Genomic DNA, 18569 nt, shown 5'->3' on the forward strand with positions numbered 1-18569 from the left:
TCAGCGCCCCACGTTCACCGCTGGTACGGGAGTAGCGGCGAGCACGTCGGCGACGATCTCGTCCGGGCTGCGCCGGTTGAGTTCCGCTTCGGCGGTGAGGACGAGCCGGTGTGCCAACACCGGTCCGGCCACCTGCTTGATGTCGTCGGGGGTGATGAAGCCCCGTCCCTCGGTCGCGGCCAGGGCCTGGGCGGCACGTACCAGCGCGATGCTGCCGCGCACGCTGGCGCCGAAGCGTACCGCCGAGTGGTCCCGGGTGGCGGCGACGAGCCGGACAGCGTACCCGGCCAGTACCGGATCGACGTGTGCGGTACGTACCTCCGTGATCGCCGCACGTAGCGCGGAGATCTCCACGACGGACGGCAGCTCCTCGACGGCCGATCCCGCCCGGTCGCCGAGCACCACCGCCACCTCCGAGTCGAAATCGGGGTAGCCGACCGACAGTCGCAGCAGGAACCGGTCGAGCTGCGCCTCGGGCAGCCGGTAGGTGCCTTCCAGCTCGATCGGGTTCTGGGTGGCGATGACCAGGAACGGCCTGGGCACCTCGTGGGTCTTCGCGTCGACCGTGACCCGGCGCTCGGACATCACCTCCAGCAGTGCCGACTGGGTCTTCGGCGTACCGCGGTTGATCTCGTCAGCCACCACGATGTTCGCGAACACCCCGCCCGGGTGGAAGGTGAACTGCTCGTCTCGCTGGTGGTAGACGCTGACCCCGGTGATATCGCCGGGCAGCAGGTCCGGGGTGAACTGAATCCGGCTCCAGCTGCCGCCGATGCTGGCGGCCAGGCACCGGGCCAGGGTGGTCTTGCCGAGCCCGGGGACGTCCTCGATCAGCAGATGCCCCTCAGCCAGCAGGCCGACGATGGCCAGCCGGACCAGTTCCGGCTTGCCGAGAATCACCCGCTGGACGTTGTCCGTGATCCGCGCGGCGATCTCCGCCGCCGTGCCGCCGCTCATCCCGCCGGCCAAAGGAAGCGGTTGGACCGTACGCCGTCCACAGTGACCCAGACCCGAGCCCCGACCGAGTCGAACGGGAAATCCTCGAAGGTCAGGTTTCCGTTGTCGTCGGTCCGGCGGGTGGCGCCCGGGTTGAAGTCGGGCCATCGATCGGAATCCGGCTTGATGAGGTAGGCGGTGTTCGGCTCGAATCCCCGCAGCACGATCCGGAAGAACGCGCAGTCCGGGGCGTCACAGCGGTCCTGGTAGGTGGTGTCGCTACCCCGGGAGACGGTGACCGTAGGCGGCGGCAGCGGGACGGTTGCCCGGACAGCCGCCGGGGTGCCCCGCCCGGCCGAGTTCTGCGCGACCACGGTGATCCGGTACGCCACCCCCCGGGTCAGCCCGCTCAGGGTGATCGAACGGGCGCTGCCCGCCCGGGTGGCGGAGCCGCCTCCGCCACCAGAGGTGCGCTGCCAGGAGATCCGGTACGCGCTCACCGAGGCGCCGTTGGCAGCGGCGGCGCTCCAGGTCACCCGCAGGTTGGCCCCCTGGGCCGAGGCCTTCAGGTTGGCCGGCATCCCGGGTGGGCTGGCCGGCAGCGGCGCGGGGCCCGGCGCTGGTCGGCGTGGCTGGTCCCGGCCGTCGTCGCGACCTGGTGGCGGGGCGCCGGTCCGCGGACCCGGTTCCCGGTTCGGCTTTTGGCTGGGCCCGTCCCGGTTCGGCGTTTGGCTCGGCCCGGCCGGCGAGGGCGGGGAGCCGGCGGCGGCCGGGCGATCGGCGCCGGCGATCGGCACCACCCCGGCACCGCCGTCATGGTCCACCACGAGGACGTGTCGCCCCTCGGCGCCGTCGACGTAGACCCGGTCGTCCTCGCCGCGGCTGAGGCTGGGCTCGCCGCTCTCCGGCGGCAGCGGCATGACCCGTTGCTGCTCGCCGGCGCTGTTGTAGGTGACCACCGCGTTGCGTTGCCGGTCGAGCATTACCACCGACGACCGGCTGACGGTCGGCGCCGAGTAGTTCCCGTCGGGCAGGGCGACCGTGACCGGCCGAGGGGCGGCCCGGTCCCGGCCCAGCCCGGTGGCGTTCACCAGGTGCATCCGCCGGGAGGTGGGGTCCAGGATGGCGATGCGGCCGGAGACGTCGGCGGGGGCGACCCGCGCGGTCGGAGGGAGATCCACCCCGATGGACGTCGGCCGGCCGAGGCCGTCGTCGGCGACCGGGCTCAGCGTATCGGTCTCGGTGTCGACGAAGACCGGGCGCTCGTCCACCACGGTAAGCGCGCCGGTGTGTCCGGCGGGCGCGGCGGCCGGGCAGGAGATCCGGTCGGTGCCGCGGGTCAGCCGGCACAGCACCCCGGAGTCGACCCGGTGCAGCCACAGCGTGCCGTCCCGGGTGGCGACCGGCTCGCCGAGCGTTCCGCCGGCCGGAATGGTCGCGGGCGGGTCACCGAGCCGAACCACGCGGCCGGCCTCCCGATAGACCAGGTACGGCCCACCGGCGGTCTCCACAGCGACCGGACGTTCGCCGGTCGGCGGGGTCAGTGTGCGCTCCACCGACAGGTCCGACTTACCGAACTCGATGATCCTGCTCCGGCCGACCACATAGCCGCTGGTGTCACCCTGCACCACCTGGCTGCCCGGTTCGAGGCCGGGCACCTCCGCCCGGGCGTCAACACTCCGCGCGGAACCGTTGACGTGGTAGACCGAGTTCGACGCCGGGTTCGCTACCCAGTGCCCAGCCTGGCTGAACCGCAGCCCCGGCCCCGGCCTCGCCGCTCCGGCGACGGCCGCGGTCACGGCGGTGAGGCTGATGCCGATCAACAGCACCAGCGGCAGCCGGCCCCGCAGTGACGGTCGGCGGTTCAAGCTGAGGCCGCTGGGCCAGCGAAGACGATGGCTCCCACTCAGGCCGCCGGGCCAGCGGAGACGACGATCCCGGCGGAGGCGGGTGGCGGAGCGCCGCGGGCGGAGAAAGGTCACGTAACCGAGAATAGAAGAACGGTTACACAAACGGTCCATAGTCGATACAGCGATTCAGGAATCGAGGGCCGGCAACACGAGTTCGAAGATCGCCCCGCCCTCCTCGGCGTTGTAGACCCGCAACATCCCGCCGTGCGCCTGCGCCACCCAGCGCACGATGGAAAGGCCAAGCCCGCTCGACCCGCCGCCACTGGTGAACCGGTCGAAGTTCTCCTGCGCCACCGCGGCGTCGATGCCCGGTCCGTGGTCGGCGACCATGACGCGGCCACCGGCGACTGTGATGTGCACCACCGCCTCGTCACCGGGCCGCCGGCCGTGGCGCATCGCGTTGTCCAGCAGGTTGCTGATCGCCCGCTGGAGCAGGACGGGGTCCGCGTTCACCTTCGTCGGCGCGGCGATCACGGTGACCCGCGCCCCGTCGGTCGGCGTCTCCTCCACCACCGTGTTGACGAGCTGATCCAGCCAGACCGCCTGGATGGCGAGCTGTTCGACGCCGGCGGCCAGGCGGGCCCGCACCAGCAGGCCGTCGATGATGCTGCCCATCCGGGCGGCCAGCGTCACGGTCCGGGGCAGCAGGTCGGCCCGCCGCGTCGGATTGTCCAGCGCCGTCTCGGCGAGCGCACGCAGCGCCGCTACCGGCGTGCGCAGGTCGTGCGCGGTCTCCGCGAGCAGCACCTCCTGCTGCTCGAGGGCCGCCAGCGCGGGCCGGATCGCCCGACCGGAGAGGACATGCCCGGCGGCGCCGACGGCGGCCACCAACAGCAGGCAGCCGCCGATCACGAGTACGCTCATCCGGTTGTGCCGCTCCTGCTCCGGTCTCGCGTCCATCGCCGCCACGACCGCCCCGATGTACTGCCCGCTGTCGTTGCGGAACGGCTCGACCCCTACCCGGACCAGTTCGCCCCCGGCGCCCCGTACGTAGGCGTTCAGCAGCCGGCCGGTCCGCACCGACTCCGCGGCCAGTTGGTTGAGCAGTCCGACGTCCAGCGGTATGCAGGCCCGCTGACTGAGGTGAGGGGTGAACCGCGCGGAGTTGCCGGGCAGGATCGCGAACTGTGGACACTGGGTGTTGAGTTCGTCCTCGACGACGTAGGCGGTGACGAGGCTGCCGTCGTACTGGATCAGCCGCGTCACGGCGGTGGTCACCCGGCGGAGGTCGCCGTCCAGCCGCTGCTCGCCCTCGCGCGCGTCGGCCCGGACCAGCAACCAGGCAAGCGCCACCAGCCCGACGGCGTTCATCGCGGTGAACAGCACGGTGAGCCACCGGCGCAGCCCACGAAGCCGGTCCGCCGCCGACCCGCTCGGGGCGGCCCGGTCCCGCCCACGCCGGCCGCCGCCACGCCGGCCGCCCTGGGGCCCGGTCATGCCGACGGCCGCAGACCGCCGAGCCGGTACCCGTGTCCGCGTACGGCGTGGATCAACTCCGGTTCGCGGAGCTTGCCGCGCAGCCGGCGGACCACCACGTCGACCACGTTCGACATCGGGTCGGTGCTGGCGTCCCAGCAGTGCTCGATCAACTCGGCGCGCGCCACCGCCTGGTCGGGCCGGGTCATCAGGTATTCCAGCACGGCGAACTCCTTCGCGGTGAGGGTGAGCAGCACACCGGCTCGGCGTACCTCACGGCGGGCGCAGTCCACCGTCAGGTCGGCGTGCCGCAGCACCGACGGCCGGCCGCCGCCGGTGCGGCGGCCCAACGCGACCACCCGGGCGGTCAACTCCGCCATGGCGAACGGTTTGACCAGGTAGTCATCGCCGCCGTGCTCGAAGCCGGCCACCCGGTCGGCGAGACTGTCCCGCGCGGTGAGGAACAGCACCGGCACCCCCCACCCCTGCTGCCGGCGCCGGTCCACATAAGTGATCGCGTCACCGTCGGGCAGCATCCGATCGAAGACCGCGCAGTCGTAACGTCCGACGGACAACGCCGCGTGCGCGGTGCCGAGGTCGGCCGCCTCATCGACCCGGAGCCCGGCACCGGCCAACTCGGTGGTCAACGCGAGCCGCAGGTCGTCGTCATCCTCGACCACGATCACGCGCACGGGGAGCCTCCCGGACATCGTGTCATCGGAACCTCATGTACCCATCCGCATCGTAGAGCTGGCACAACCACCGCTTCCCGCCGGCACGATCGGGGTGATTCGGGCATGGCGCTCTTCCATGTTCTGGGGCCGCTGGAGGTCCACAGTCGACCGGGACAGCAGCTCGGCGCGGGCAAGCCCGCGACGCTGCTGGCGGCGCTGCTGGTGCAGCCTAACGCCTGGGTCGCGGTCGACCATCTGCTCGAGTGCACCTGGCAGGAACAGGCCGCGCCCAGCTCGGCAGAGGCGAACCTCAAGACGTACGTGTGGCGACTGCGGCGCCTGCTCCCGGACCACGACGGCGGCCCGCGGATCGACAGCCGGCGCGGCGCCTACCGGTTGCGGGTCGGGCCCGGCGAACTGGACGCCCACCAGGCAGCCGAACTCGCCGCGCAGGCCCGGGTCACGGCGACGAACGGCGACAGCGCCCGGGCGCTCGCCCTGGTGGAGCAGGCGTTGGGGCTCTGGCGGGGACGGCCCTTTGCCGGCTTCGACGCGGCGACGTCGGCTGACGTGGTGGACCGGCTCGACGAGTTGCATCTGGACCTGCGGGAGTGCCAGGCGAAACTGCAGCTCGCGCTGGGCCGAGCCGAGGCGGCGATCGGAACGCTGCGGACGGTCACCACAACCGACCCGCTCCGGGAGGGGGCGTGGGCGCACCTCGTCCGTGCCCTGCACGTGACCGGGGCACGGGCCGCTGCCCTGGCCGCCTATCGGCAGGCCGGGGAGGTGCTGGCCACGGAACTCGGGGTCGAGCCGGGGCCTGCGCTCACCGAGGCGTACCGGCGGGCGGGCGGCGCGGCGCGACCCGGCCGGACGCGCCGGGAGTTGCCGCGGGACGTGCCGCTCATCGGCCGGGCGGACGAGTTGGCCGCCGTACGGCGGGCCGCGGGCGGCAGCGCGCCGGTCGTACTGGTCGACGGGATGGTCGGGGTAGGCAAGACCGCCTTCGCGGTGCACGCCGCCCACCGACTCGCGGCGCGTTACCCGGACGGCCAGTTCTTCGTCCGGCTCCCGCTCACCCCCCGGCCGTCCGGCTCAGCGAAGCTGGTGGACGTGCTCGGCCGGTTGTTGCGGGGCATCGGGGTGCGGGGCACCGACCTGCCCGGCGACCTTGACGAGCGGTCGGCACTGTGGCGCTCGGAGCTGGCCGGGCGGCGCGTACTGCTGGTCCTGGACGATGTGCCGGACGCCGCGCACCTGGCGCCGCTGCTGCCCTCGGGGGCCGGTTGCCTGACCGTGGTGACCACGAGGAACCGGGGATGGCACCCGGACGATGCGGCGCGGATCACCCTGCGCCCGCTGGGTGAGGAGGAAGCCACCGCCCTGTTCCGGGCGGCGGCCGGTGGCCGGGCGACGGGCCTGCAGCGGACGGCAGTGGCGGCCGTCGTCCGTCGCTGTGGCGGCCTCCCGGCCGCGCTACGGGACGCCGCGGCGCGGCTGCGCACGCGACCACACTGGACTATCCGGACGCTCGTCGAGGAACTGGACGACGAGCCGTGCCAGGTCCTGTCCGATGTCATGCGGCGATCCGTGACCACCGCTCGCGACGGGCTGTCGGGGCACGAACTGGCGGCCTGGTACGCGTTGTCCGAGCTGCCCGACGAGTTCGGCTGTGGTGCGGCGGCGCGCGTCATCGGCGCTACCGTCGATGCGGCCCGTTCGGCTCTGGAGGTACTTGTCGACCGGGGACTGCTGGAGTTCGTCTCAGCAGACCGCTACCGCAGCCACGTGCTGATCCGACGGCTCGCCAGGTGTACCGGCCGGGTCCGGGAACCGCACGGGGTCGGCCGGAGGGTCGCGTGAGCGCGGCGCGGGGTCGCGCACCGGCAGACCAGCGCGGCGGCCCGAAACCCGAGGCAGAGCCGATCATCGCCACCTCGATGCGGGCGGCCCCCACGGTCGTCACGGCGGCCCGGAGCGGCACGGTCGCCACCGTGGCCCGGCGCGGCGCGGTCGCCACCGCGGCCCAGGCCAGCACGGTCGCCACCGCGGCCCGGCGCGGCACCCTGGTACGGGCGGCCGGCGCGCGAGCCACTGTCGGATTACCCCCAATCGGCACCGGCGGCACCGGAGCCGGGGAGCAGCCGGGGGCGAGCCGATCGTCCCGCGCGCGAAGGACGGGTCGGCCCCAGCCTTCCAGCGCGCCCCCGGTACTACGGGTCGTCGGCTGGCAGTTGGCGTTGATCTCGTTCGCGGTAGCCGTCGGTCGGGACTGGCCGGTCGCGGCGGCGCTCGGCGGATCGGCCGCCGTCCTGCTGGCGGTCTCCGGGATCCGGGTACGCGGCACGTGGCTGTCCACCCTGCTCGCCCGGCGGATACGGCTGCTGGCGCGTCCTCGGTCGTACCGGCTGCCGGAGTCCGCCGACCGCCCCGCCGCCCTGCTCGCCCTGCTGGTCCGGGGGGCGCGGGTCGGGGTCGTGGAGCTTGGCGGTGCGCCGGCGGGCGTGGTCAGCGGGCCCCACGGCGTGGTCGCGATCCTGCGCCCCGAGGACACCGACGTGGCCGAGCTGTTGCGGGCCACGCTGTCGGGCACGCTGGAAACCGGCGGGGCCGAGCCGCCGTCGGGACGGCCCGCCGGGGTCGAGGCGACGCCGGGGTGGGACGAGGCGGCCCCCGGCCCCGAGCTGCGGCTCGTGCTGCATCGGGGTCCCCGGCAGGCGCAGCCGCGCGCCTGGCTGGCCGTACGGGTGCCCCGGACGGTGGACGCCGCCGAGGACGAGACGCTGCACGTCGTGCTCGGCAACGCCATACGCCGGGTGATCCGTCGGCTCCGTCGCGGCGGCCTCGACCTGGCCGTCCTGCCGGATCGTGAGGTGCTCGCCACCCTGACCGCATTGACCCACGCCGCGCCGGACAGGAGCGTCCTCCGCGAGGAATGGCGGTACTGGCGGGCCGGGCCGGTCACCCAGATCGTGCTGCGGCTGTCCAGCGCCGACCCCGCCTCGATCGCCCGGATCGACGTGCTGGACCGACTGCTCGCCGCGGTTCCGGAGGTCGCCATCACCGTCGCGGTCACCGCGGACCCCGTCGAGCTGACCGGGATGCTACGGGTCGCCGCCAGCTCGCCAGCAGCGGCGGATGCTGCGGCGGGACTGCTCGCGGGACTCGCGCCGCGGCTCGGAATACGTCTGGAGCGGATGGACGGCCGACACGGGCCGGCCGTGGCCGCCTCGTTGCCGATCGGAGGGAACCTCGAATGACAGTCCAGACAATATCCAGCCCACCCCATCGGGACGGATGGAGCGACCTCGGACGACCGTCGGGATCGACGCCGCGGGCCATCCAGCCGATGATGCTTTCGACCCATGCCGGAATCGATGCCACGCTGGCGGCGGCCTCCCGCGAGGTGCTGATCACCTGCACCCTGTCCGGGGGCACGGAAGGGCCCATCGGGATGCTGCGCCGGGTCGACCACGAGAACCTGCGGCGCGGCGTGCGCTACCGGATCCTGTTTCCGGACCGGGTCCGGACGATGCCGATGCTGGCCATGCGGCTGGGCAGCCTCGCGATGACGGGGGCCGAGGTGCGTACGGTGCCGGATGTGCCCACCGACGCCGTGGTGCTGGACGGGGCGCTGGCCATGCTCGCCAGCGACCGACCCGACGGCGGACAGGGCGGCGTCGCGATGTTCCGGTTGCCGAGCGTGGTGAACACCATCGTCGGGTTGTTCGAGCGGCTGTGGCCGGCGGCCGTCGCGCTCACCACAGCCGACGTACCGCAAGGGGATGAGCTGACCGCGCGGGAGCGGGAACTTCTCGCGCTGCTCTCCGGGGGCTACACCGACGAATCGGCTGCGGCCCGGCTCGGCATCTCGGTGCGGACCGTGCGTCGGACGATGTCCGCCATCATGAACCGGCTCGGTGCGCGCAGCCGGTTCCAGGCCGGCATCAAGGCCGCCGAGGGTGGCTGGCTGGCAAGCGCCAACGCACGCTGACCCGCGACGCGCCGCCCGCGGACCCGCCGGTCGCGCATTTCCGGATACTGTGTTCAATCGTGCGGGTACTGGTCACCGAGGACGACGAGGCACTTCGGGTCGCCGTCGACGCCGCACTACGGGGTGCAGGGTTCGCCGTGGACACCGTCGTCGACCTGCCCGAGGCCGACGAGGCGTTGAGCGTCAACGATTACGACTGCGCCGTTTTCGACCGGACGCTGCCGGCCGGCGACTCGCTGCGCTACGTGGCAGACCAGAGGAGAGCCGGTTGGTCGGTGCCGGTGCTGTTCCTCACCGCGCGCGACGCGGTCAGTGATCGGATCGACGGCTTGGCCTGGGGCGACGACTACCTGGTCAAGCCCTTCGCGGTGGCCGAACTGGTCGCGCGGGTAGGCAGCCTGTGCCGACGTAGCGGGCCCGACCCGGCACCGGTGCTGCGGCACGGCGACATCGAACTGGACAGCGGCCGGCACGAGGCTCGGCGCGGCGGCCGGCTGCTCGCGCTGACCGCGAAGGAGTTCGTCGTACTCGGCCGGTTGCTGGCCGCCGACGGCGAGCCGGTACGCCGCGCCGAACTGATCGCCGTCGCCTGGGACGAACTGGTCCCACCCGCCTCGAACGTGCTGGACGTACTGGTCGCACAGCTGCGTCGCAAGCTCGGCCCGCCACCCGTGCTACACACGGTACGCGGCGTCGGTTACCTGCTCCGCTGAACGACTGCCATGCCGACTGGTGTGGGCTTCCGATCGGCCGCGATCGAGTGGCCAGCCTTCGAGGACGGCGACACCGGAGCCAACCCATCTGTCCAGCACCTCGCCGTGCGCTGACGAGTTTGATCGCGACCGCGATGTTCCGTTCGGCTGCCGTACGGGTTGGCCGAAACCGGACACCCCGGGGAGTGGTCGTGCGGGGAACTCATAGCCTGGTAACACGGGCCGAAAGGAATGACGATGATGGAATTCTGTGCGCCGCGCGGATGCGCCTTATCGCACTGCTCTGCCTCACATTGTGCGACGGCTCTCCGTCGCGGACGTCCGGTACGCGGGCACCGCCCGCTCGGGTTGGCGCGACGCGCTCGTCGTCTGGGACCACAGCGCGGTAGCAACCTAGACGGGACGGCTGGGCGATGACGCCGGGAGGACGAGGAATGACCGTGCCGGCGCGGCCAGACACCGTGACCGCGGCATCCATCCTGTGGATCATCGTCGGAGCGATGCTGATCCCATACGGGCTGTGGATCGTGCTTAATGCGCTGGAATACGGCTACCTTCCGACAACGGTGGGCTCGTTGATCTTCATGGTCGTCGTCACGGGAATGGGGGTTGGCTTTTGGAACCTCAGCAAGGCGCTCCGGCACGGCAGGGATAGCCGCACCATATTGACCGTACTGGGAGTGATCTGCTGTCTCTTTCTCTGTCCCGCGGTCGTTGCCGTGCCAGCGATCGTGCTTCAGTACTCTGCGAGCAGCAAGCAATGGTTCAGTCTTCAGCGTGGTAAATCCGGTGACCAATTCGAAGAGGTGTGACGCAATGCCCCAGCGTTACCTGGCAGCAAGTCGTGCCCTGCTGGTGGTGAGCATCTTGGCCGCCTGCGGTACGCAGGAAAGCCCCGCCGAGCAGTCCCGGTCACATGCAAATACGACCATGAGCCCGCTTGGCAGTCCCTCGGCAGCCACGCCGACGACCAGCGCCGTCCCCCGCAGCCCTGCCGCGGTCCGGTTGGTCAGTATCGACCTCGATGATCACGGCATCCGTCATCAGGTGCTGCTCCTTGATCAGGAGTTACACCGTTCGTTTTACAGTCCCTAGGGCGGCGGCAATGCCGTTGAGAATGTGGTCCAGTCCGTACTGGAAGCGCGTGTCAGGCGACATGTGGGAGAGCCGTCCCTCGCGAATGGTGCGGTTGAACATCGGGTACTTCCCGGACTCGACCACCTGCTTGACGTACGGCCCGACGTACTCGGCCATCCAATGTTTGCGGTCCATGCCGGTGTGCCGGGCATGTTCGAGCCAGCCGATCTCGTCGCGCACGGCGCTGGCGACGTAGTCGCCGACCATGCCGCAGAGGCTGGTCATCTCGTCGATGTGTAGGCCGAACCCGTCGAGGGCGCTGAGCGAGAAGTCGTAGACCCGCAGCGAGTTGGGACCAAGGGTGGGGCGCCGGGTTAGCGTGGCCTGCCAGGGGTGGCGCAGACCGACCGCGCGGGTCTGTTGGGCCACCAGCGAGAGGTCCGCCCGCCAGTCACCGCTGGCCCGCTCGGGCAACTCGATCTCACCGACCACTGCGTCGAGCATGAGGTCGATCAGGTCGTCCCGCTTGGGCACGTACCGATACAGCGACATGGCGCCGGTGCCCAGTTCTTGGGCGATGCGGCGCATGGTGGCGGCGTCCAGCCCTTCGCGGTCGGCGATCTCGACGGCGACCTGGGTGATCTGGGCCCGGCTGTACCCGGGTCGACGGCCCGGACCGGATCGCTCAACCTTCTCCGGGCGCATCCAGATGCTGACCTGCTGCTCGGCGGCGGACATCACACCTTCCTTTCTTGCGTACATCGTACTCGAAACGCTAGCTTGCATTTCGAGTACAACGTACGCGATTGGGGTGGATCATGAGTCGATCTCTTCATGTGGGCCTGGTCGGGGTGGTCCTCGGCATGATCACGGCCCCGCTCGACGGGATGATGCTGGGGCCCGCGCTGCCGGTGATCGTGGGTGATCTCGGCGGCCTGGAGCACTTCTCCTGGGTCGTGACGGCCTACCTCGTCGCCATGGCTACCGCAACGCCGATCTGGGGCAAGCTCGGCGATCTGTACGGACGCAAGCGGGCGTACCTGTCGGCGATTCTGCTGTTCCTGCTCGGCTCCGGGCTGTCCGGGGCAGCCCAGGACATGACCCAGCTCATCGGCTTCCGGGCGGTGCAGGGCCTCGGCGGCGGCGGCCTCATGGTCGGCGCCCTCGCGCTCATCGGCGAGCTGGTGCCGCCCCGCCAGAGTGGCCGGCTCATGGGCCTGTTCGGCACGATGATGCCGGTCGCCTTCATCGCCGGCCCGCTGCTCGGCGGCTTCTTCGTCGACCACCTGACCTGGCGGTGGGCCTTCTACGTCAATATCCCGGTCGGCGTCGCCGCCGTGCTGCTCATCGCCGCCGCGGTTCCAGGCGCGCCCCGACGGATCAAGGCCCGCATCGACGTCCCCGGCGTGCTGCTGCTCACCGCCGCCCTGGTCGCGCTGAGCCTGCTGGCGAGCTGGGCCGGCAGCCGGTACGCCTGGATGTCGGCGCCGGTCGCCGCGCTCGCCGTCGTGAGCCTTGCCGCCCTAGCGGCGTTCGTCGCTGTCGAGCGGCGCGCCGCCGAGCCGGTCGTCCCGCTGCGGCTGTACGGCAACCGTGACTTCACCCTCGCCCAGATCCTGCGCCTGCTGGCCGGCGCCGGGATGATGGTCTTTGCCACGTTCCTGCCCCAGTACATGCAGCTGGTCAAGGGGGCCTCCGCGACCGCGAGCGGCATGTTGATCCTGCCGGCGATGCTCGGCATGGTCGTAGTGCTGATCGGCAGCGGCCAGCTCATCAGCCGCACCGGCCGCTACCGCGCCTACCCGATCCTCGGCGGCGCGCTGCTGGCTGGCGGGATGCTCGTCCTGCTCGCACTCGGGCCGGGCACCGGGGTGGCGCTCACATCAGTGCTCACGCTGCTCGGCGGCGCGGGTGTGGGCCTGCTGATGCAGAGCACCACGATCGTCACTATCAACAGCGCGCCGCCGCGTGACATGGGCGCGGCCAGCGGCTCCGTCACGCTCTGGCACACCATGGGCGCCTCGCTCGGCGCCGCCTCGCTCGGCGCCCTCTACACCAACCAGCTGCAGAACACGCTCCGTGACCGCCTCGGTGTCGCCGAGGCCGGCCGGATCCTCTCCGGCGGCGAGCTGACCGCCAGCGCCGTCCACCAACTCCCAGCCGCCGCCCAGGATGCCGTACACGCTGCCGTCACCAGCGGCGTACACGCCATCGCCCTCGCCGGCGCGGCCCTCGGCACCGTCGCGTTCGCGTTCGCCTGGCTCGTCCGCGAGACACCGCTACGGGAAGAACGTTCCACCCCTGCACCCGTTCTGGAGGAGACTCATGTCTGACCACCGACTACGGCTTGCCGTCATCCTCGGCAGCATCCGAGACGGCCGGACCGGCCCTACCGTGGCCAACTGGTTCGTCGGCGAGGCCGGGCACCGCGACGACATCCTCGTTGACCTCGTCGACCTGGCCGACGTGCCGATCGGCTCGGCCGCGCCGACGATGACGCCACCGCCGCAGGTGCTGGCGGCACTGCACGAACTGACCCCACGTCTGGACGCCGCCGACGCCTTCGTCGTGGTAACCCCGGAGTACAACCACAGCTACCCGGCCGGGTTGAAGAACGTCATCGACTGGCACAACACCCAGTTCCATGCCAAACCCGTGGCGTTTGTCTCCTACGGCGGGATCTCCGGCGGCCTACGCGCGGTGGAGCACCTGCGCGCCGTCTTCACCGAACTGCACGCCGTCACCACCCGAGACACGGTCAGCTTCCACAACGTGTGGGAACAGTTCGACGGCGACGGCAACCCCAAGGACGCACACCGGCCGGCCGCCGCGGCCAACATCCTCCTCGACCAGGTGACCTGGTGGGCACGAGCCCTCAAGGACGCCAGGAACACCTCCCCCTACCAACCCCTAAGCACAACCCGATGAGAGGCGCACCAGACATGACGACACTGGCCGGAAAGACGGCGCTGGTCACCGGCGGCAGCCGAGGAATCGGCCGGGCCATCGCCGAACGCCTCGGACGTGACGGCGCCCGCGTCGCCGTGCACTACGGCAACAACGAAGCCGCGGCGAAGGAAGCCGTCTCCGTAATCGAAGCCGCCGGTGGGCAGGCCTTCACCGTCCACACCCGCCTCGGCGTAGCCGGCGACGCCGAGGCGCTGTGGGCCGCGTTCGACGCGCAGGCGGACGGCCTGGACATCCTGGTTAACAACGCGGGAATCCTGAGCGAGCAAGCTGAGCTCCAGGATGCCAGCGAAAGCGACTACGACCGGGTGTTCGCGGTCAACACCAGGGCCCCATTCTTCATCACCCAACATGGCCTGCGACGACTACGGGACGGCGGCCGGATCATCAACATCTCCACGATGCTGACCCGCGGCTCCGCCATGCCCCGGTCGATCACCTACGCCATGTCCAAGGGAGCCCTCGACGTGCTCACCGCGACGCTCGCCAAACAGCTCGGGCCACGCGGCATCACCGTCAACACCGTGGCGCCCGGCATCGTCGACACCGACATGCACGAGGGACGGCTCGTCGGCGACGCCCGGGCCTGGCTGTCGTCCCTGTCGCCGATGGGCCGGATCGGCACGCCCGAGGACATCGCCGACACCGTGGCCTTCCTCGCTTCAGACGACAGCCGGTGGGTGACCGGCCAATGGATCGACACCTCCGGCGGCACGCTGCTGTAGCAGCGCCGGACACACGCGCACTGACCGGGATCATCACCCTGCATTTCCGACCGCAAGTGGCAGGGCCTTGGCGACGCTGAGACCCTGCCACGGCCGAACTGACGAAGCGAACAGGCCACCTTGATTCTGGCGTCCGCTCACGCCCCCGCGAACAACGCGGGGACCCGCTGCATGGTTCTGTCATCCACGTGAGCAGCGGCCCCGTCACAGCACACAGCCGGGCTTGCGGTTCGCGCACTGCCACCTACGGGGCGCACCCACCGGTCACCCGAACCGCAGAAGCGCAGCTCAACAACGAGATCAAAGTCATGGAGTGGACTCTCCCCACAGTTCCGGGAGGAAGCTGTGAAATTGGTGATCGAGATGTCGGGTCCGATCCCCAGCATCACCTACATCTTGACGGTGCCGCCTCTCGGACAGCACCAGCCTGATCCAGGATGCCCACGGGGGTGTCACAGTCACCCTGGACTTGCCGCCCGGCACGTCCGCTCCGCGCTGCTCACCTCAACGCGGACAGGTCCCCTGCCCGCCGAGCTCGGGCTGGCGGTCGCACAGCGGCTGCGCCCGCCCCGGTTGGGCGGGCGTAGGTCACGCGGCGTGTGGTGGGACAGCGGGCTGGTAGTGCAGGCGTAGGAGGCCGGCGCATCATGTCCGCGCGCCGACCTTCCTCGTGCCCGATCCGTGCCGGTACCCCCTGAGTGATAGCAGCCGTTGCATGAGACGGGAGGCGCCCAGAACATGGCAGGGCAACGACTACCCGAGATGTCTCGCATTAGGCGCACTTCCCCGGGGTTCATTGGGAGAGTCGGATATCAGAAGGTGCGCAATGCCGCCCTACATGCCGGCGAGTTGGCCGGCTTCCGTCCGACCGTGCGTCACCACGCGGACGACTTCGCCGCCATGCTTGCCCTGGTCGCCTCCGGCCGGGGAGTCGGGTTGGTGCCTCAACTCGCCGTCGGGCAACCGCCCAGGAGGGCGCGGGCGACCACCCGGCGGTGGCCGCAAGCGTCGCGGCACTCCGAACCGCCGCCTCGAACACGCCTGACGAGCTGGCCCGTCACTCCTCAGGGAGCTGACCGCAGCGGCCCGGTGACCCGTCACGTGACCGGCTCGCCCACGGGCGCGACGCTGGTCACCCCCAGGCCCGCAGTCTCGGGCAGCACGACCGTTGCGCCTTCGTAGCGCATGCCCCCGGTCACGGCGCCACGCTCAAGCCACCAGACCGCGTCCAGGTCGCTGACCACGCTGGTGCCGTACGCCGCAACGAGGCTGGCGGCCGCCCCGACGCCGATCTCGGTCTCCAGCATGGAGCCGACCATGGTGCCCATCTGCTGGGCTTCGGCGAGTTCCAGCAGGGTGCGGGCCGGCCGGAGTCCACCGGATTTGGCCAATTTGACGTTCACCATGTCGGCCGCCCGGCGGCGGATCACCTCGACCAGATCGGCGACGCCGAAGACCGCCTCGTCGGCCATGATCGGGGTTTCGACCCGGTCGCTGACCCACGCCAAGCCCTCGAGGTCCCGGTGGTGCACGGGCTGTTCGACGAACGCCACGCCGGCACCCGACTCCTCCAGCGCGCGGATGACCCGTACCGCCTCACGGGGGGTCCACCCTTGGTTGGCATCGAGTCGGATCTCGACATCGGGGCCGGCCGCCGCCCGGACCGCTGCGACCCGGGCCACGTCACCGTAGGCGTCGGTCCCCACCTTCACCTTCAGCACCCGGTAGCCCTCCCCGACCCGTTGCACGGCGGCATCAGCCAGACCGTCGGCGTCACCGGCGGAGACCGTCACGTCGGTCGGCACGGTAAGTCGGGCACCACCGAGCAGGTGGGTCAGCGGCACCCCAAGCCGGCGGGCCGCCAGGTCGTGCAATGCGACGTCGACCGCGGCCTTCGCTGACTCGTTGCCGACCACCGCTGCGGAGACCGATCGGCAGTTCCCGATCAGATCCTCGGCCGCTCGCCCGACCAGCAGCGGCCGGAAAATCTGGGCCACGCACGCCTCGGCACTGGCCAGCGAGGACCCGGTCACCGTCCACACCTCCGGGGCCTCACCGAAGCCTGACCGACCGTCATCGTCAAGAATCTCCACCACAACGGTGGACACGGTCGTCAGCCGAGCGAGCGCGGTCACGAACGGCGTGTGGAGCGGAGCCACGAGACGGTGTGTGCGGATCTCACGGATTTTCACGGGTATTCCCCTCGTGACGGCCCGCCGGGCCTCGACCGGAACCGGCGGCGAGCAAATGGAAAATCGGACGAAAGTGATACGCATCGCGCGTAACGGTTCTTCGAGCGTGCCCAGCGGAAGATCACAGCGTGCGCCACAACGACATCGAAGGTACGGAATGCCTGCGGCACGCTAGGTTCCGTCTCGCGGATCAAGGTCGGAGCCATAAACGGATCGCGGCAACGGTGACGGCGCCGCGGTAGACGTAGGCGCGTTTGTGGTACCGCCTGGCGAGCAGATCGGGTTGCTATGCGGTGGCCCGCCGCGCGTACACCTCTATCTCGATCTTCATCCGGGGATCGGCGAGACCGCACATGAGCATTGTGGCGGCTGGCCGGACGTCGCCGAAGTAGCGGCGCAGGACCGGCCAGCAGGGCTCGAAGTCTTCGCGGTCGGGCAGCAGGTAGCGCACCCGCACCACATCGGCGAAGGTGCACTCCGCCTCGGCGAGCGCGGCCTCGATGTTGCGTAGGCACTGCTCGGCCTGCTCCACCACGTCGTCGGAAATCGTCATGGTGGTGTAGTCAAACCCGGTCGTCCCGGACACATGCACCCACTCGCCGTCCACTACGGCACGGGCATAGCCGATCTGCTCCTCGAAGGTCGAGCCGCTGAGGATCGCACGTCGCTCTGACATGTGCCGAACGCTAAGTGACCAGCGCGGATACGTCCAATACAGCCTCGGGCATGACGTGATATCTCTAGGCGTATGGCGCGCCCCGAACTTCCCCTCCCACAGCTGCACGCGTTCGTCGTGCTCGCCGAGAAACTCCACTTCGGCCACGCGGCCGCCCACCTGGGCATCGCCCAGCCGCCGCTCAGCCAGCAGATCCGCCGCCTGGAAGACAAGGTTGGCCACGCGCTGTTCAGCCGCGAACTAGGACGCGTCACGCTCACCCCGGCCGGCCGCGAACTGCTGCCCGCCGCGCGGCGGGCGCTCACCGACCTTGCGGACGGCTTGGCCGCAGCCCGGGCCGTTGGCAGCGGCCAAGCCGGCCGCCTACGGATCGGTTTTGCCGCCTCCCTCGCCCTGACCGTCCTGCCGGGCCTGCTGCGCACCTTCGGGCAGCGGTTCCCCGGCGTGCACCTGGACATCCGTGAAATGACCACCGCGCCGCAGATCACCGCCCTGCACGACAAGACCATCGACATCGGCCTGCTGCGCGAACCCCCCGCCGTCGAGGCAGAACTCGGATTCAGGACGGTACTCAGAGAGCCCTTCGTGGCCGTGCTGCCGGCCACCCACCCGCTGGCCGCCCAACGGACCGTGCAGCTTGCACAGTTGGCGGACTCGCCCTTCGTGCTGCTGCCCCGTGCGGCCGGCCCACAGCTGCACGACCAGATCACCGGCCTGTGCACCGCAGCAGGCTTCACACCGCAGATAGTCCAGCACGCGGTGGAGTGGCAGACCGTGTGCGCGCTCGTGGAAACCGGTTTGGGCGTCTCGCTGGCCCCGGCGAGTATCCGACGCATCCGCCTCAAAGGCGTCGCCTTCCGCAGGATCGAGCCCAGCACCGCCCGCACGCGAGTCGCCGTCGCCTGGCTCAAGAACGATCAAAACCCCCTGGTCAAACACCTGCTGGCGACCGTCAGCCAAGATCCGCCGGACAGACCCGCGACACGCCGCCACGACCTAACAAAGCACTACTAAGGCGGGATAGCGAGGAGGAGGGCGGCGTAGGGTCAGCGGGCGGGGACGATGGGGCCGCGGTGCAACCAGTCGATGAGGTCGGGCTCGGCCAGCTTCGCGACCCGATCCTCGTATCGTCGCAGGTCATCTTCGTCGAGCAGGTCCCGCCACTGGCCGCTGACACCCTGGTTGAAGAACCGCTTCGGATCGCGCCACATCGCCGCGACCGGGGTCAGAGCCTCCGCCCGGCCGCGCATCGAGTCGAATGTCGCCGCCCGCACCAGATCCGGCCACCG

Annotated in this window: 16 protein-coding genes and 2 pseudogenes; 10 read left to right on the forward strand and 8 right to left on the reverse strand. The window is 70.7% G+C overall.

Annotated elements, in window-relative coordinates; genetic code table 11:
• The 4 genes from ACFYML_RS34725 to ACFYML_RS34740 all read right to left on the reverse strand — a co-directional run bounded on the left by ACFYML_RS34725 (position 1) and on the right by ACFYML_RS34740 (position 4954).
• Positions 1-957 (reverse strand): AAA family ATPase, encoded by a 957-nt coding sequence (locus ACFYML_RS34725; RefSeq protein WP_387424671.1) that lies wholly within the window; start codon positions 955-957, stop codon positions 1-3.
• Positions 954-2804: a fibronectin type III domain-containing protein gene (locus ACFYML_RS34730; protein WP_387424672.1), complete on the reverse strand. Its 1851-nt coding sequence runs from the start codon at positions 2802-2804 to the stop codon at positions 954-956. Before ACFYML_RS34730 ends, ACFYML_RS34725 begins: the two co-directional genes overlap by 4 nt.
• Positions 2805-2972: 168 nt before the next feature.
• Complete coding sequence (locus tag ACFYML_RS34735) at positions 2973-4283, reverse strand: sensor histidine kinase (RefSeq protein WP_387424673.1); 1311 nt, start codon at positions 4281-4283, stop codon at positions 2973-2975.
• The gene (locus ACFYML_RS34740) at positions 4280-4954 is read right to left on the reverse strand and encodes a winged helix-turn-helix domain-containing protein (protein WP_387424674.1); all 675 of its coding nucleotides are present in this window, start codon (positions 4952-4954) and stop codon (positions 4280-4282) included. Before ACFYML_RS34740 ends, ACFYML_RS34735 begins: the two co-directional genes overlap by 4 nt.
• A 105-nt stretch (positions 4955-5059) precedes the next feature.
• Here ACFYML_RS34740 and ACFYML_RS34745 point away from each other — a divergent pair, with 105 nt between their 5' ends.
• The 5 genes from ACFYML_RS34745 (at position 5060) to ACFYML_RS34765 (ending at position 10455) form a co-directional block, all read left to right on the forward strand.
• Complete coding sequence (locus ACFYML_RS34745; RefSeq protein ID WP_387424675.1) at positions 5060-6799, forward strand: BTAD domain-containing putative transcriptional regulator; 1740 nt, start codon at positions 5060-5062, stop codon at positions 6797-6799.
• Complete coding sequence (locus ACFYML_RS34750; RefSeq protein ID WP_387424676.1) at positions 6796-8196, forward strand: type VII secretion protein EccE; 1401 nt, start codon at positions 6796-6798, stop codon at positions 8194-8196. The genes ACFYML_RS34745 and ACFYML_RS34750 overlap by 4 nt, the downstream gene beginning before the upstream one ends.
• A gap of 92 nt (positions 8197-8288) precedes the next feature.
• Positions 8289-8930 carry a LuxR C-terminal-related transcriptional regulator gene (locus ACFYML_RS34755; RefSeq protein ID WP_387424677.1) on the forward strand — a complete coding sequence of 214 codons (642 nt, stop codon included), beginning with the start codon at positions 8289-8291 and terminating at the stop codon, positions 8928-8930.
• 59 nt (positions 8931-8989) lie between these two features.
• Positions 8990-9643: a winged helix-turn-helix domain-containing protein gene (locus ACFYML_RS34760; protein ID WP_387424678.1), complete on the forward strand. Its 654-nt coding sequence runs from the start codon at positions 8990-8992 to the stop codon at positions 9641-9643.
• Positions 9644-10077: 434 nt separating this feature from the next.
• Positions 10078-10455, forward strand: a complete 378-nt coding sequence (locus tag ACFYML_RS34765) for a hypothetical protein (RefSeq protein WP_387424679.1) — start codon at positions 10078-10080, stop codon at positions 10453-10455.
• A 256-nt stretch (positions 10456-10711) separates the two neighbouring features.
• Here the strand turns inward: ACFYML_RS34765 and ACFYML_RS34770 are convergent, their stop codons facing one another.
• A complete protein-coding gene (locus ACFYML_RS34770; RefSeq protein WP_387424680.1) occupies positions 10712-11458 on the reverse strand; it encodes a TetR/AcrR family transcriptional regulator in 747 nt (248 codons plus the stop codon).
• An 80-nt stretch (positions 11459-11538) separates the two neighbouring features.
• On the opposite strand from ACFYML_RS34770, the gene ACFYML_RS34775 reads away from it, so the two are divergent.
• The 4 genes and pseudogenes from ACFYML_RS34775 to ACFYML_RS34790 form a co-directional block, all read left to right on the forward strand.
• A complete protein-coding gene (locus ACFYML_RS34775; RefSeq protein WP_387424681.1) occupies positions 11539-13053 on the forward strand; it encodes a DHA2 family efflux MFS transporter permease subunit in 1515 nt (504 codons plus the stop codon).
• A complete protein-coding gene (locus ACFYML_RS34780; RefSeq protein WP_387424682.1) occupies positions 13046-13648 on the forward strand; it encodes an NADPH-dependent FMN reductase in 603 nt (200 codons plus the stop codon). Before ACFYML_RS34775 ends, ACFYML_RS34780 begins: the two co-directional genes overlap by 8 nt.
• 14 nt (positions 13649-13662) lie before the next feature.
• Positions 13663-14412 (forward strand): SDR family oxidoreductase, encoded by a 750-nt coding sequence (locus ACFYML_RS34785; protein ID WP_387424683.1) that lies wholly within the window; start codon positions 13663-13665, stop codon positions 14410-14412.
• Positions 14413-15237: 825 nt separating this feature from the next.
• Positions 15238-15488: pseudogene (locus ACFYML_RS34790) on the forward strand (LysR substrate-binding domain-containing protein); the annotation flags it as partial.
• Positions 15489-15509: 21 nt separating this feature from the next.
• Here the strand turns inward: ACFYML_RS34790 and ACFYML_RS34795 are convergent.
• Both ACFYML_RS34795 and ACFYML_RS34800 read right to left on the reverse strand, forming a co-directional pair.
• Complete coding sequence (locus ACFYML_RS34795; protein ID WP_387424684.1) at positions 15510-16604, reverse strand: mandelate racemase/muconate lactonizing enzyme family protein; 1095 nt, start codon at positions 16602-16604, stop codon at positions 15510-15512.
• 286 nt (positions 16605-16890) lie between these two features.
• Positions 16891-17280 carry a RidA family protein gene (locus tag ACFYML_RS34800; RefSeq protein WP_387424685.1) on the reverse strand — a complete coding sequence of 130 codons (390 nt, stop codon included), beginning with the start codon at positions 17278-17280 and terminating at the stop codon, positions 16891-16893.
• Between the two features lie 72 nt (positions 17281-17352).
• On the opposite strand from ACFYML_RS34800, the gene ACFYML_RS34805 reads away from it, so the two are divergent.
• Positions 17353-18294 (forward strand): LysR family transcriptional regulator, encoded by a 942-nt coding sequence (locus ACFYML_RS34805; protein ID WP_387424686.1) that lies wholly within the window; start codon positions 17353-17355, stop codon positions 18292-18294.
• A gap of 32 nt (positions 18295-18326) precedes the next feature.
• Here ACFYML_RS34805 and ACFYML_RS34810 read toward each other — a convergent pair.
• Positions 18327-18569 (reverse strand): annotated as a pseudogene (locus tag ACFYML_RS34810) (sulfotransferase domain-containing protein); the annotation flags it as partial.

Source organism: Micromonospora sp. NPDC007230, from assembly GCF_042869115.1.
Classification (GTDB): Bacteria; Actinomycetota; Actinomycetes; order Mycobacteriales; family Micromonosporaceae; genus Micromonospora.